Genomic DNA, 15110 nt, shown 5'->3' with positions numbered 1-15110 from the left:
CCGCCACGCCCCTTGCGGGCCCGTTAAAGACGAGACCAAGGATACGGGTGGCGGCCGGTAGCCTGTCCCCGTGAATCGAGGGACTCTTCCCGGCCCGGTCGTCGCCGCGGGCCGTAGCGTGATCCGTGGGTACGGGATGAGCACGGCGGCGCTGCGCCCCGGCCCCGACTTCCTGCTGATCGGCGCCAAGCGCGGCGGCTCCACCTCGCTGTACTACACGCTGCTGGAGCATCCGCAGGTCATGCCGCTGTTCCCGAACGCGCGGCTGCTGCCCAAGGACAACCACACCAAGGGCGTGCACTACTTCGACACCGGCTACGACAAGGGCGGCGCCTGGTACCGGTCGCACTTCCCGGCGTCCGGGCGCCGGGCCGGCAAGGTCGTCGGGGAGGGCTCGCCGTACTACCTGTTCCACCCGCTGGCGGCGGAGCGGGCCGGGCGGGACGTCCCGGACGCGAAGATCCTGCTGGTGCTGCGGGACCCGATCGAGCGGGCGTTCTCGCACTACCGGGAGCGGCGGCGGCAGAACGCCGAGGAGCTGCCGTCGTTCGAGGAGGCCCTGGCCGCCGAGGAGGGCCGGCTCGCCGGCGAGGTGGAGCGGATCATCGCCGGGCAGCCCGGCTACGCCAGCTACGCCCACGAGCAGCAGTCCTACCGGGCGCAGGGCGAGTACGCCCCGCACCTGCGGCGCTGGATGGAGCACTTCCCGGCCGAGCGGTTCTGCGTGCTGGCGGCGGAGGAGTTCTACGCCGACCCGCAGACCGCCTGCGACACCGTGGCGCGGTTCCTCGGGCTGGAGCCCGCGCCGCTGCCCCCGTCGGCGATCAAGGTGTGGAACGCGGCGCCCAGCGAGGACCTCGCCCCCGCCACCCGGCAGGCCCTCGCCGAGCACTACGCCCCCTACAACGCCGACCTCGAAGCGCTCCTCGGCCGATCCTTCCCGTGGACACGTCCCTGAGCACCTGAGAACAAAGGACCCGGCCCTCGGAGCCCGGCCTTTTTCGCGTCGACCGTCAGGACGTCCAGGCGCCGATGTGGCGGGTGCCGGTGGGCTTGTCGAGGAGGGCGGCGATGGGGGCGGGGAGTGGGAGGGCGGTGCCGGCGTCCGCCTGGGCGGCGAGGGAGCGCTCCAGGGCGCCGTCCTGCCCGGCGGCGCCGTCGGCCGTCTTCAGCACGCCGCGCTTCTCCTGACCGGTCGCTGACCGGAACCGGCCAAGGTCGGTGAAGTCGGACGTGGCGCCGGAGCTGCGCGCCCACCGCACGACCGCGTGCGGGTTCCCGTCCGGGCGGACGTAGACGTTGCCGTCGACGGTGACGCCCATCTGGCCGGCGCCGCGCTGGTGCGTCCCGTCCTCGACGCACAGCAGGCACGGGGTGCGCGGCCGGGCGTCGGCGAGGGTGTTGTTGCTGATGACGACCTTGGACACGCGCCAGGTCATCGCCGGGTCCCCGCCCTTCTGGCGGGGGTCGCGGCCGGCCGCGTGCGGGTCGGACGGGCTGCGCGGGTCCTGCGCGAGGTGGATCGTGCGGCCGTTCCCGGTCAGCGAGTTGTTCCAGACCTGGACGTCGGAGGTGTTGTTCACCTTCAGTCCGTCCCCGGCGTTCCCGCCGATCACGTTGCCGGCGACGACGGCCTTGGCGCTCAGCTCCAGCGAGACGCCGTGGTCGGCGTTGCGCAGGATCCGGTTGCCGGTGAGCGTGATGCCGTAGACGGACTCGTCCATCCACACGCCCTTGCCGAGGTTGTCGGCGAACACGCCGCCGGTCACCGCGACCTGCCGCGACCGGGTCACCTTCAGTCCGCCGGAGACCGGCGAGTACTTGAAGCGCTCGACGTTGTTGCCGGTGCTGCGCACCGCCTCCAGCCGCAGGTCGTCGGCGTAGTTGGCGTGGACGCCGAGCATCCCGTTGCCGTCGGCGGTGACGTGCCGGACGAGGGCGTGCGCGGCGAGCACGCTGAGGCCGGTGGTGGCCGAGCCGTTCATCGCGACGTTCTCGACGGTGACGTGCGGCGCGGTGACCTTCACGCTGCCGAGCTGGGGGAGCGAGGTGGCGTAGCGGCGGACGCCGAGGCCGCGCAGCCGCGAGCCGGCGCCGCCGACCGTGATCGCCTCCGACAGCGTGCTGGCGCGCACGTCGTGGCCGCGCGGGTCGGACCCGAGGTAGAGCCTGCGGGCGCCCTCGTCGACGTAGAAGGCGCCGGGCTTGACGTCGGCGCGGGACCCGACCTGCTTCTGCGGGACGCCGTCCAGCCACACCTGGTCGGGGTGCGCGGCCATCGGGTGGTCGGGGGAGACGAACTGGAAGTCGCCGTCCCCGCTGGCCTTGGCGCCGGCGGTGTAGGTCGGGCTGGCGTCGAAGCGGGTGGTCCAGCCCTCGTGCACCCAGGCGTCGTTCCCGGCCCGCCATCCGTCGACGGGCGAGCTGCCGTCCAGCCAGACGGCCTCGTGCGGCGCCGACTGGATGGTCAGCTTCTTGCCGCCGGGCACGGTGACCGACTCGTGGTAGGTGCCGCCGCGCAGCACGATGGTGCCGTTCGAGTGCGCCTTCGCGACCGCCCTGGCGAGCGTGCGCAGCGGGTGCTTTCGGTCGCCCGCCGCGCCGTCCCGCCCGGACGGCGACACGAACAGCGCGCCGTCCGGGATCCGGTAGTCGGTGGAGCCCAGGGGGGCCGCGCCGGGCGGTCCCTGCACCGGGACGGTCTGCGGCGCCGAGTCGTGGCTCTGCGGCAACTGCCAGCCGAGGAAGCCCACTCCCGCGATCACCGGCAGGGCGAGCACCCTGACGATCATCGTCCGGTTCGAGCTGCGAGACCGGTTCGAGCTAGGCATAACACGACCCTTTACCCCCGGGGAACGCTTGAACAACGAACGTACCCCGCGGAACCGTCAGTTGTGGAGGGCGCCCGCGAACAGTGCGGTCTTGTGCTGGGCGTCGAACTTGACACCGACCATGACCGACTTGTAGCCCGACGAGGGCAGGTCGAAGGCGTAGGACGCCGACCTGGTCCCGCCGGCCGGGACGGCGCCGTAGAAGTCGTTCAGGTTGGCGTAGGAGGTGTGCTGCGCCCGCGTCTTCTTCGACCCGTACACGGCGGTGACCTGCACCTTGTTGAGGTCGAGGGTCTTGGCGGAGCCGTTGGCGAACTTCAGCGTGAAGATGGTGAGCGTCTTGCCGGTGAGCTCGCCGGGACCCTGGTCCTTGTTCTTGACGTAGCGGATGTTGCTGATCGCCACGCTGATCTTGTCGCCGTAGGTGACGGGCTTGCGCAGCCCGCCGGACGACTTCAGCGCGGTGGAGCCGGGCGCGGCGTTGGCCTGCTCCGTCGGCTGCGCGCTCGGCGGCGGGGGCGGCGTCGGGTCGGACGCCTTCTTCTTCCCGCCGCCGCATCCGGTCAGCGCCAGCGCGAGGGCGAGGACGGCTCCCGTCGCGGCGAGATGCCTGTGCGGACGCGCTCCCCGATCGGACATCCGGCTCTCTCCTCATCCAGTGGCAACGAACGTCGTCCCGTGACAACGAACGGAAACTTCCAGGGCAGAACAGTGTAAACAGGGTTTCCGGATTACCCTGCTTTTACTTCCGTGACCGAGGGGGCCAACGGAGACGAACGGCAGGGGACCGGCCCAGTGAGATCTGTACCTTCGCATCGGCGCGCGTCACACGTCCGCAAAACGGCGATAGCCGTCTTCGCCGCCATCTCGACGGTCCTCGCCGGCGTCGCCGCGCCGGCGGCGCCCGCCTCGGCCGACACTGACCCGCCGTCCGGCACGCCGGCCACGGTCAGTGCCGACCCGCTGCCGACCGCGCAGGTCAACGGGGTCGTGTGGAGCATGGCCACGGTCGGGAGCACCGTCTACGCGACCGGGAACTTCACCAAGGCGCGCCCGGCGGGCGTCGCCGAGGGCGGGGCGGGCGAGGTCGCCCGCGGCAACATCGTCGCCTTCGACCTCACCACCGGGAACCTCATCTCGTCCTTCGACCACTCCCTGAACGGGCAGGGCCTGCGGATCGTCGCCTCGCCCGACGGCAAGCGCGTGTACGTCGGCGGCGACTTCACCACGGTGGACGGCCAGGCCCGCGGCCACGTCGCCGCCTTCGACACCGCCACCGGCGCCCTCGACGCGTCGTTCGCCCCGTCCGTGTCGGCCAAGGTGCGCGGCATCGCGGCGACGAACTCGACCGTCTACCTGGGCGGCAACTTCTTCAACGTGAACGGCAAGTCGCGGACGCGGCTGGCGGCCGTGAACGCGTCCAACGGCGCCAACATCGACACGTGGCGGCCGACCGCCGACGACGACGAGGTGTTCGCGCTGGCGCTCGCGCCCGCGGGCGACCGGGTCATCGTCGGCGGCCGGTTCCAGCAGCTGAACGGCGAGAAGCACGTCGGCATCGGCGCGGTCAGCGCGGCCAACGGCGGGACGGCGCCGTGGAGCAGCACGCCGATCCCCGCCAAGCTCGGCGACAGCCTGTTCTCCTACGTGACGGACCTGTACGTCTCCGGCGACACCGTCTACGGCGCCGCGGACGGGGAGGGCTGGCACTGGTTCGACGGCCGGTTCGCCGCCAAGGCCGCCACCGGCGACCTGGTGTGGCTGGACAACTGCTACGGCGCGACCTACGGGATGTTCGTGCAGGGGCAGTCGGTCTACAGCGTCTCGCACGCGCACGACTGCACGTCGCTCGGCGCCTGGCCCGACACCAACCCGCAGACGTTCCAGCGGGCGCTGGCCGAGACCACGGCCGCCACCGGGACCGACCACGGGTCCCCGAGCGTCGGCAGCAGCTACAGCGGCCAGCCGATCCCGAGCCTGCTGCACTGGTTCCCGAGGCTGGCGATCGGGTCGTTCACCAAGCAGTACCAGGCGGCGTGGGCCGTCACGGGCAACGCCGACTACGTCGCGATGGGCGGCGAGTTCCCGAACGTGAACGGCAAGGCGCAGCAGGGCCTGGTGCGGTTCGCGGTCAAGGCGAAGGCGCCGAACAAGGCCGGCCCGCAGGCCGGCGACCTCGGCACCCCGACGGCGACCGCCATGGCGGACGGCAGCGTCCGCGTCGGCTGGAAGACCACCTGGGACATGGACAACGCGTCACTGAAGTACGAGGTGCTGCGCGACGGCGGGACCACGCCCATCGGGACGGTCGACCGGACGTCCACCTTCTGGGACGAGCCGAACGCCGCCTACTTCGACGGGACGGCCGCGCCCGGCACCGCCCACACCTACAAGGTGCGCGCGGTGGACGCCGCCGGGAACGCCGTGACCAGCGCCGCGTCCAATGCGGCGACGACGGGGAACGGCACACCGGGCCCGTACTCGGACCAGATCAGGACCGACGGCGCGCAGGCGTACTGGCGGCTCGGCGAGCCGAGCGGCCCGGCCTACGACTACGCGGGCTCCAACGACCTCACGCTCGGCCTCGGCGTCACCCGCGGGCAGGACGGCGCGATCTCCGGCGACGCCGACAAGGCGGTGGGCTTCGGCGGCTTCTTCGGCTCGTCCGCCGGGAGCGGCGCCGCGTCCACGCCGGGCGACTTCAGCGTCGAGGCGTGGGTGAAGACGGCGTCCGGCAGCGGCGGGAAGATCATCGGGTACGGCGGCAGCGCGTCCGGCAACAGCTCGTCCTATGACCGCCAGCTGTACATGACCAATGACGGCCGGGTCGTGTTCGGCGTCTACCCGGGGTCGGCGAAGACGGTCCAGAGCGCGGCCGGGCTGAACGACGGCAAGTGGCACCACGTCGCCGGGACCCTGGACGGCGCCGCCGGGATGAGGCTGTACGTCGACGGCGCGCAGGTCGCGGCCGACGGCGGCGTGACGTCGGCGCAGAGCTACTCCGGCTACTGGCGGATCGGCGGCGACAACCTCTCCGGCTGGCCGAACCGGCCGTCGAGCGACTACCTCAACGGGACGATCGACGAGGCCGCGGTGTACCCCCGCGCCCTGACCGCCGAGCAGGTCGCCCGCCACCACGGCCTCGGCACCGGCGCGGTCCAGCCGAACCAGCCGCCGACCGCCGCGTTCACCTCGTCGTGCGACGCGCTGGCCTGCACGTTCGACGGGTCCGCGTCGGCCGACCCCGACGGGACGGTCGCGTCCTACTCCTGGGACTTCGGCGACGGGACGACCGGGACGGGCGCCAAGCCGTCGCACACCTACGCGGCGGGCGGCGACCACACCGTCAAGCTCACCGTCACCGACGACAAGGGCGCGACCGGCGACGTCGTGCACACGGTCACGACGACGGCGTCGCCGGCGCTGCTGGCGTCGGACGCGTTCGGGCGGACGGTCACCGGCGGCTGGGGCAGCGCGGACAGCGGCGGCGCCTGGAGCCGGGTCGGCTCCGGCGGCGTCCTGTCGGTGGGCGGGACCGGGCAGATCGAGTTGCCGGCCGCCAAGAACGACGGCGGCGCGAACCTGAGCGCGGTGTCGTCGCAGGACACCGACCTGACGTTCACCGTCGCGACCGACAAGGAGGGCACCGGCAACGGCGTCTACGTGTGGGCGATCGGGCGGCGCGTCGCCGGGCAGGGCGACTACCGGGCCCGCATCAGGCTGCGCCCGTCCGGTGTGGTGTCGTTGCAGCTCAGCCGCGCCAACGCGAGCAACACCGAGACGGCGATCGGCACCGAGCAGACGGTGTCCGGCCTCACCTACCAACCGGGCGTGCCGCTGCACCTGCGCCTCCAGGTGACCGGCGGGTCGCCGACCGCGCTGAAGGCGAAGGTGTGGGCGGACGGCGCGGCCGAGCCGGGCTGGCAGGTCACCGGGACCGACGCGACGGGCGGGCTGCAGGCCGCCGGCGCGGTCGGGATCCGGGCCTACCTGGCGGGCAACGCCACCAACGCGCCCACGGTCGTGTCCATCGACGACCTGAGCGCGTCCCGCGCCGCCGGCTGACCACCGGCGGCGCGGGCCGCGGGGCGCGGGCGCCGGAGAGTGGTGCCGGAAAGTGACCATCGTGAGCGACTTCGGTCACGATTTCATAAGAGGCCGGATGTATCGGATGGTGTGGCTAATAGGATCCGTGCACCGCAGTGACCGTGGTGGTCACCGGGCTGAGGTCTAGGGGAGCCGACTCGTGAGAGCTCTTGTGCGACAGCGGCGGACGGGCGTCCGCGCGGGCCTGGCGGCCGCCGCCGCCCTCTCGCTGGCGGGTGCGGCCTTCATGCCGGCCGGCCCGGCGGCCGCCGACACCGATCCGCCGTCCGGCACGCCGGCCACCGTCAGCGCCGACCCGCTGCCGACCGCGCAGGTCGACGGCGTCGTGTGGAGCATGGCGACGGTGGGGAACACGGTCTACGCGACCGGCAGCTTCACCAAGGCGCGCCCGGCGGGCGTCGCCGCGGGCGGGGCGGGCGAGGTCGACCGCGGCAACATCCTCGCGTTCGACCTGACGACCGGGAAGCTCAGCACCTCGTTCGTGCACACGCTCGACGGCCAGGGCCTGCGGATCATCGCGTCCCCGGACGGCAGCCGGGTGTACGTCGGCGGCGACTTCACCAAGGTCGACGGCAAGGCGCACAACCATCTCGCGGCCTTCGACACCACCACGGGCGCGCTGATCGACTCGTTCGCCCCGAACGTGCACAACCGCGTCCGCGCCATCGCCGCGACGGACTCCACCGTGTACGTCGGCGGCAACTTCTTCAACGTCAACGGCAGCGGGCGGACGCGGCTCGCCGCGGTGAAGGCCACCGACGGGTCCAACATCGCGACCTGGAAGCCCACCGCCGACGACGACGAGGTCTACGCGCTCGCGCTGTACGGCGACCGCGTGCTCGTCGGCGGGAAGTTCCAGAAGCTGAACGGCGAGGCCCACGTCGGCATCGCCGCGGTCAGCGCCACCAACGGCGGCACGCTGCCCTGGAGCAGCAGGCCGGTCCCGACCAAGCAGAGCAGCACCAACTTCTCGTACGTGACGGACCTGCGCGTCGACGACGGCATCGTCTACGCCGGCGCGGACGGTGAGGGCTACCACTGGTTCGACGGCCGGTTCGCCGCCAAGGCCGACACCGGCGACCTGGTGTGGCTGGACAACTGCTACGGCGCCACCTACGGCGTCTACCCGGTGGCCAACGAGGTCTACAGCGTCTCGCACGCGCACGACTGCACCTCGCTCGGCGCGTTCCCCGACACCAACCCGCAGACCAACCACCGGGCGCTGTCGGAGACCAAGGCCGCGACCGGCACCGACCACGGCTCGCCGGGCACGAACAGCAACTACAGCAGGCAGCCGGTCCCGAGCCTGCTGCACTGGTTCCCCAAGCTCGCCATCGGGTCGTTCACCAAGCAGTACCAGGCGGCGTGGGCGGTCACCGGCAGCGGCGACTACGTCGCGATGGGCGGCGAGTTCCCGAAGGTGAACGGCAAGGCGCAGCAGGGCCTGGTGCGGTTCGCGGTCAAGGCGAAGGCGCCGAACAAGGTCGGCCCGGAGTCCGCCGACCTCAAGGCGCCGACGGCGAGCGCCCGGCTCGGCGGCACCGTCCGCGTGACGTGGAAGACCACCTGGGACATGGACAACGCGTCGCTGAAGTACGAGGTGCTGCGCGACGGCGGGACCACGCCCGTCGGGACGCTCACCAGGTCGGCCGCGTTCTGGAACCAGGCGAGCCTCGTCTACAACGACACCTCGGTCCCGAGCGGCACCCACACCTACAAGATCCGCGTCGTGGACGCGAACGGGAACACGGTGACGAGCGCGGCGTCCAACTCCGTCAGGCGGTGAACGGCGTCCCAGAAAGGCGATCATCCGACGCCTGAAAGTGCTCCGGGGTTTACACCTCGGAGCACTTTTCTGTTTCCGGAAGAGGCCATACTGCGCTGAGCAGCCGACTTCAAGCGGAGGGTGAGCGATTTCTGTCACGATTTCCTGAGACACCGGATGATCGCGACCGGATTACCACTAAGATCGCCAGACTGGAGTGGCCGATGGGGCCATCCGGGGTCACGTGCTTTTAGGGGATCCGACTCGTGAGAGCTCATCTACGACTGCGCCGTACCAGCGTGCGCGCGAGCCTGGGGGCCGCCGCCGCACTCTCGCTCGTGGGCGCCGCATTCATGCCGCTCGGCACGGCCACGGCCGACACCATGCCCGCGGGCGGAGTGCCCGCGACCGTCAGCGCGGACCCGCTGCCGACGGCCCAGGTGGACGGCGTCGTGTGGAGCATGGCGACGGTGGGGAACACGGTCTACGCGACCGGGAACTTCACCAAGGCGCGCCCGGCCGGCGTCAAGGCGGGCGGGGCCGGCGAGGTCGCGCGCGGCAACATCATGGCGTTCGACCTGACGACCGGGAAGCTCAGCACCTCGTTCGTGCACACGCTCGACGGCCAGGGCCTGCGGCTCATGGCCTCCCCGGACGGCAAGCGCGTCTACGTGGGCGGCGACTTCACCAAGGTCGACGGCAAGGCGCACAACCACCTCGCGGCGTTCGACACCGCGACCGGCAAGCTCATCGACTCCTTCGCCCCCAACGTGCACAACCGCGTCCGGGCGATCGCCGCCACGAACACGACGGTCTACGTCGGCGGCAACTTCTTCAACGTCAACGGCAAGTCGCGGACGCGGCTCGCGGCGGTGAAGGCCTCCGACGGCTCGAACATCGACACCTGGCGGCCCGCCGCCAACGACGACGAGGTGTACGCGCTGGCCGTCTACGGCGACCGCGTCATCGTCGGCGGCCGGTTCCAGCAGCTGAACGGCGAGAAGCACGTCGGCATCGGCGCGGTCAGCGCCACCAACGGCGGGTCGCTGGCGTGGAGCAGCAAGCCGATCCCGACCAAGGACGGCCAGGGCGGGTTCTCCTACGTGACCGACCTGCGGATCCAGAACGGCGTCGTCTACGGCGCGGCCGACGGCGAGCTGTACCACTGGTTCGACGGCCGGTTCGCCGCCAAGGCCGACACCGGCGCGCTGGTGTGGCTGGACAACTGCTACGGCGCGACCTACGGCATCCTGCCCGTCGGCCAGACCGTCTACAGCGTCGGGCACCCGCACGACTGCTCCTCGCTCGGCGCGTTCGGGGAGACGAACCCGAAGACCTTCCACCGCACGCTCGCCGAGACCTTCGACGCGCGCGGCACCGACCAGTCCAAGCCGGGCACCAACAGCAACTACAGCAAGCAGCCGATCCCGGCGCTGCTGGACTGGTTCCCGAAGCTCGGCATGGGCTCGTTCACCAAGCAGTACCAGGCAGCGTGGGCCGTCACGGGCAACAGCACCTACGTCGCGATGGGCGGCGAGTTCCCGAACGTGAACGGCAAGGCGCAGGCCGGCCTCGTGCGGTTCGCGATCAAGGCGCAGGCGCCGAACAAGGTCGGCCCGACCACCGGCATCAAGGCGCCGACCGTGTCCAGGACGTCCACCGGGCTCAAGGTGTCCTGGACGGGCACCTGGGACATGGACAACGGCTGGCTGCACTACGAGGTGCTGCGCGACAGCTCGACCACCGCGCTGACCTCCGTCAAGCGGCTGTCGAAGTTCTGGGCCGAGCCGTCGATGACCTTCACCGACGCCAAGGCCGCGAAGGGCAAGCACACCTACCGGATCCGCGTGCACGACCCGCTGGGCAACACCATCACCAGCCCGGCGTCCGCGGCCGTCACCTGGTGAGCCGCGGCATCGGCATCCGCTGAACGCGTGACACGAGAACGCGCCCCGGTGAGCGTCACCGGGGCGCGTTCTCATGCGTGCGGGATCCGACGCGGGCGGGGTCAGGCCGCCCCCAGCGACCTCAGGATGTCGCTCAGGCGCGTGTTGAAGGCCGCGTCGTGGTCGCCCGCGGAGCGCTGCGCGACCCGCTTCAGCCAGAACTCCGCCGCCTCCGCGCACCCGCTCACGTCGTCGCGCCCGGACGGCTTGCCGAACACGGTGGCGTGCGTCGCCTCGTAGTAGACGAGGTCGGCGCCCGGCGGCGCCCAGGCCGCGTCCTCCCAGTCGATCAGCCACGGCAGGCCCCGGCCGCAGTGCCGCAGGTTCCACGCCGTCAGGTCGCCGTGCATCGGCGTCCAGTGGTCCGGGACGTCCGCCGGGCGGGGCAGCACCGCCGCGAGCCGCCGCTGCAGGTCCGCCAGCAGCGGTGACAGCGCGACGCCGCGCACCGGACGGGCCGGACGCGGCGGCATCGCCTCGATGACCATCCAGTGCCAGCCGGCGGTCGCGTCGCGGTCCAGGACGCGGGGGACGCGGAAGCCGTCCGCGCGGCCCTCGGGGAAGGCCGACAGCGCCCGCTGCTCGCGGTCCAGCTCGCCCGGATCGTCGCGCAGCTTGAGGAACCCGGTGGGCCGCCCGTCGCGCAGGAGCACCGCCGCCAGGCCCGTCCGGGACGCCTGGGGGCGCTCGTAGAGGGCCAGGCCGTCGAACGTGCCGATCCGCTCCACCAGCGTCCGCCACCGCTCCGGCCCGCCCGGCGGCTCCCAGCGGACGCGGGCGCCCGGCAGGACGCGCGGCCCGGCGACCGCCACGGCGCCGTACATCGCCCACTGCGCGGCCAGCGCGGGCAGCTTGGATCGGGTGAACAGCGAGACGCCGGCGAGCGCCCCGCGCCGCGACCCGGCGGGGACCAGGACGTTGCCGGTGCCCATCCGGGGCCGGACGAATTCGTGACCAGATGTGGTCATCTGCTCGGTCATGTCGTCACTTGCCGCGAATGGTCTTGCGCGTACGGCGACCGGCCACCAGGTCCTCGCACAGCCGCTCGTAGGACGCCGCGACGTCGTCCCACACGTACCGCTCCGCGGCCCGCTTGCGCGCCGCCGTGCCCCGGTCGGCCGCCGCACCCGGATCGGCCTCCGCCGCCTCGACCTGCGCCGCCAGCTCCGCCGCGTCGCCGAAGAAGCGGCCCGCCTCCTCGCCCAGCACCTCGCGGTTGAAGTTCACGTCGAAGGCCAGCACCGACGCGCCCGCGCCCATGGCGCGCAGCAGCGACGGGTTCGTCCCGCCGACCGAGTGGCCGTGGACGTAGGTGAGCGCGCCCGCGTACAGGGCGTCCAGCAGGTCCTGGTCCCACACGCCGCCCATGAAGGTGATGCGCGGGTCGTCGCCCGCAAGCTCCTTCACCTGCGCGGTGTACTCGTCGGCGTACGGCGCCGAACCGACCACGACCAGCGGCTTCTCGGCCTTGCTGCGCCGGTAGCCTTCCACCGCCAGGTGCACGTGGTTCTCCGGCTCGAACCGGGCCACGACCAGGTGGTACCCGCCCGGCTCGTATCCCGCCTCCGCCAGCTTCGCGGTGTCCGTGCCCGCCAGGATGGGCGCGCCGTACGGGATGAACACCGTGTCGGCGTCGAACCGCTCGCGGTAGTAGTCCTGGATGCCGACGGCGTCGGCGATCAGCGCGTCCGACCAGCGCACCGCCATCGACTCCGCGGCCCGGTAGTACTTCTGCCCGGTCCCGCTCCACTTGGTGCGCTTCCACTCCAGGCCGTCGACGTGCGTGGCCACCGGGATCCGCAGCGTCCGCAGGATCGGCAGCATCGGCGCGTTCGCCGCGTTGAACAGCAGCGCGACGTCCGCGCCCTCCCTGCCGATCTTGCCGCGGAAGGCGTGCAGCACCGACAGGCCGGTGTGGCTGAGCGTCTCGGCGACCTTCTTCTCGATCGCCGGCAGGTACACCAGGCGCATGCCCAGGTACTCCGGTTCGGGGTGGCGCTCGCCCCGGCAGTAGACGGTGACCTCGTGCCCGCCGGCGGCGAGCCGCTTGCCGATCTCCTCCACCGCCGTCTCGAAACCGCCGTACCGCGCCGGGACTCCGCGAGTCCCTACCATGGCGATGCGCACCCTGACCCCCAGCCTTACCGTCACTTTGTGATTGATCCGCACAGATTATGCGGAAGGGGGGTTGCGCGTCCCTGCGGTAAACGACAGTTAATCTGAAGGTTGCGGGAGACTGGTATCCAGGGGGCTGGATCGCCAGAAGGAGGGCAAGTGGCCGAACGGGACCCGAGGTCCGCGGTGGTGCTGGCGCACCCGTCGCCCGACCTCTACGGCTCCGACAGGATGCTCGTGGAGTCGGTGCGCGCACTGGTCCCCGGCCGCCGCGTCATCGTGACGCTGCCGGAGGACGGGCCGCTCTCACCGGTGCTGAGGGACGCGGGCGCCGAGGTGGTCGTGCTGCCCGTCCCGGTCCTGCGCAAGTCGTACATGTCGCCGCTCGGCCTCGTGCGGCTGGCGTTCGCCGCGAGCCGGGCGCTGCCCCGGGCGTGGCGGCTGCTGCGCCGCGAGCGGGCCGCGGCGCTCTACGTCAACACCGTGACGATCCCGCTGTGGCTGCTCGCCGCGCGGGTCGCCCGCGTGCCCGCGCTGTGCCACGTCCACGAGGCCGAGGACGACGTGCCCGGCCCGGTGCGCGCCGCGCTGTCGATGCCGCTGCGGTTCGCCCGCACCGTCGTCGTCAACAGCCGCGCCAGCGCCGCCGCGCTCGGCTCCGCCGGGCGGAACGCGCAGATCATCTACAACGGCGTCGAGGAGCCGCCCGGGCCGGTCGAGCCGCCGCGCGCCGACCTGGACGGGCCCGCGCGGATCGTCCTCGTCGGCCGGCTGTCGCCGCGCAAGGGCACCGACGTCGCCGTCCGGGCCGTCCGATCACTGCGCGATCGCGGCTACGATGCGAACCTGACCCTGGTCGGGAGCGTCTTCCCTGGATATGAATGGTTCGAGGAGGAACTGCGGGCCCTCGCCGGCGACGACGGCGCGGTGGAGTTCGCGGGTTTCCGCCCGTCGGTCTGGAATTCGTTCGGCGCGGCGGACATCGCGATCGTCCCCTCGCGCGTCGAACCCTTCGGTAACGTCGCCGTCGAGGCGATGCTCGCCGGCCGGCCGGTGGTCGCCAGCGCCACCCAGGGGCTGGTGGAGATCGTCGCCGACGGCGAGAACGGGGTGCTGGTCGCCCCCGACGACCCCGCCGCCCTGGCGGCCGGGATCGCCCGGCTGCTGGACGACTGGAACGGCGCGCTGGCGATGGCCAAGCGGGCCGGCGCCGACGCCGCCCGGCGCTTCGGCAAGGACCGTTACCACCGCGAGCTGCGGGACGCCGTCCGCGAGCTCGCCGGACCCGAAGCCGCCCCCCAACCGCCCACGGCCACCTGAGGACTCCAAGAGCATCCGATGACAGCACAGACCCCCGTTACACCGGAGATCAGCCTCGTCGAGGCGGTCTGGCGCTACCGGCTGATGTCGCTCATCATCGTGCTGGCCAGCGTCCTCGCCTCCGTCGCGGCCACCCAGATCCTGTTCAGCGGCGCGACCGCCACCGCCAGGTTCGCGGTCACCGACCCGACCAACAACAACAACGCGCTGCGCATGGGCGTGGTCTCCGGGCAGGGCTATGCCGCCTACACCGCGCAGCGCGCGGCGTTCGCCGGCTCCACCCCGGTGATGGCCCGCGCCGCGGAGATCGTCAAGAGCAAGCACGGCCCGAGCCTCACCGGCGAGCAGCTGCGCGGCCGGGTGAAGACCTCCAGCAAGCCGGACGGCGGCGTCGTCGTCGTCACCGCCAACGGCTCGAACATGCCCGAGGCCGCCGTCATCGCCAACGCGGTGCTGCAGGCCTACCAGGACGTCACCGTCTCCACGAACAACAGCAACCTCGACGACCAGATCAAGGGGCTGAAGGAGCAGGAGACGAAGATCACGGAGCAGATGCAGTCGACGCAGGCGGGCACGCACCCCTACAAGGTGCTGGCGAGCCAGCTGGCGAAGATGCAGTCGGACGAGAGCGGCCTCCTGTCGGCCCGGTCGAAGAACAACGACGGCGTCCAGTTCACCGACAGCGCCGACCCGACCGCGCCGACGCCGAGCAAGCTGCCGCAGAACGGCGCGATCGGCTTCGCCGTCGGCGCGATCCTGGCCTGCATCGTGTCGTTCCTGCGCGCCTCCTCCCGGCCCCGCGGCCAGGTCCACGGCGGGCCCGCCGCGGCGATGGGCGGGGTCCCGGGCGGCGCCGCCGGCGGGGCGCTCGGCGCCCCGGGCACGCCGATGCCCGAGCTTCCGGCGGGCCGGTCCTACCAGGGCCGCCGGTCCATCGGCGACGGGCGCCCGCCCGCGCCGGCGGACGACTACCGGTCCGACGACGACGACGGGCACGCCGACGAGCAGCCGCCGCCCGAGCGGCGC

General features: G+C 72.2%; 10 protein-coding genes. 6 read left to right on the top strand and 4 right to left on the bottom strand.

All coding sequences use genetic code 11. From position 1 onward, the window contains the following. The first annotated feature begins 70 nt into the window (after positions 1-70). A complete protein-coding gene (locus ABD296_RS29515; protein WP_344274259.1) occupies positions 71-958 on the top strand; it encodes a sulfotransferase in 888 nt (295 codons plus the stop codon). Positions 959-1013: 55 nt separating this feature from the next. On the opposite strand, the gene ABD296_RS29510 is transcribed toward ABD296_RS29515, so the two are convergent. Then, positions 1014-2792, bottom strand: coding sequence for a right-handed parallel beta-helix repeat-containing protein (locus ABD296_RS29510; protein WP_344274256.1), 1779 nt, complete (start codon positions 2790-2792; stop codon positions 1014-1016). Positions 2793-2888: 96 nt separating this feature from the next. After that, positions 2889-3470, bottom strand: a complete 582-nt coding sequence (locus tag ABD296_RS29505) for a hypothetical protein (protein ID WP_344274253.1) — start codon at positions 3468-3470, stop codon at positions 2889-2891. Positions 3471-3626: 156 nt separating this feature from the next. On the opposite strand from ABD296_RS29505, the gene ABD296_RS29500 reads away from it, so the two are divergent. From ABD296_RS29500 to ABD296_RS29490, 3 genes are all read left to right on the top strand, one after another. Next, entirely contained in the window at positions 3627-6896 is a 3270-nt protein-coding gene (locus tag ABD296_RS29500) for a LamG-like jellyroll fold domain-containing protein (protein ID WP_344274250.1), read from the top strand. A 181-nt stretch (positions 6897-7077) separates the two neighbouring features. Continuing rightward, positions 7078-8724 carry a hypothetical protein gene (locus ABD296_RS29495; RefSeq protein WP_344274247.1) on the top strand — a complete coding sequence of 549 codons (1647 nt, stop codon included), beginning with the start codon at positions 7078-7080 and terminating at the stop codon, positions 8722-8724. A 317-nt stretch (positions 8725-9041) separates the two neighbouring features. Further along, entirely contained in the window at positions 9042-10610 is a 1569-nt protein-coding gene (locus ABD296_RS29490; protein WP_344274245.1) for a PQQ-binding-like beta-propeller repeat protein, read from the top strand. 101 nt (positions 10611-10711) lie between these two features. Here the strand turns inward: ABD296_RS29490 and ABD296_RS29485 are convergent, their stop codons facing one another. Together ABD296_RS29485 and ABD296_RS29480 are read right to left on the bottom strand one after the other, a co-directional pair. Further along, positions 10712-11629: a phosphotransferase gene (locus tag ABD296_RS29485; RefSeq protein WP_344274243.1), complete on the bottom strand. Its 918-nt coding sequence runs from the start codon at positions 11627-11629 to the stop codon at positions 10712-10714. Between the two features lie 4 nt (positions 11630-11633). Next, the gene (locus ABD296_RS29480) at positions 11634-12764 is read right to left on the bottom strand and encodes a DUF1972 domain-containing protein (RefSeq protein ID WP_344274241.1); all 1131 of its coding nucleotides are present in this window, start codon (positions 12762-12764) and stop codon (positions 11634-11636) included. A gap of 159 nt (positions 12765-12923) precedes the next feature. Between ABD296_RS29480 and ABD296_RS29475 the strand changes: the two genes are divergently transcribed. Then, on the top strand, positions 12924-14084 hold the full coding sequence (locus ABD296_RS29475) for a glycosyltransferase family 4 protein (RefSeq protein WP_344274239.1): 1161 nt from the start codon (positions 12924-12926) through the stop codon (positions 14082-14084). Positions 14085-14102: 18 nt separating this feature from the next. Beyond that, positions 14103-15110: GumC domain-containing protein (locus ABD296_RS29470; RefSeq protein ID WP_344274237.1), on the top strand; the 1008-nt coding region annotated here is incomplete at its 3' end.

It is taken from the genome of Actinomadura napierensis (genome assembly GCF_039529375.1).
Classification (GTDB): domain Bacteria; phylum Actinomycetota; class Actinomycetes; order Streptosporangiales; family Streptosporangiaceae; genus Spirillospora; species Spirillospora napierensis.
This window is presented reverse-complemented; position numbering and strand designations above follow the sequence as displayed.

Coding starts and splice junctions, on each gene's coding strand:
- ABD296_RS29510 (WP_344274256.1), bottom strand. CDS start 2,792: ATGATCGTCAGGGTGCTCGCCCTGCCGGTGATCGCGGGAGTGGGCTTC.
- ABD296_RS29505 (WP_344274253.1), bottom strand. CDS start 3,470: ATGTCCGATCGGGGAGCGCGTCCGCACAGGCATCTCGCCGCGACGGGA.
- ABD296_RS29485 (WP_344274243.1), bottom strand. CDS start 11,629: ATGACCGAGCAGATGACCACATCTGGTCACGAATTCGTCCGGCCCCGG.
- ABD296_RS29480 (WP_344274241.1), bottom strand. CDS start 12,764: ATGGTAGGGACTCGCGGAGTCCCGGCGCGGTACGGCGGTTTCGAGACG.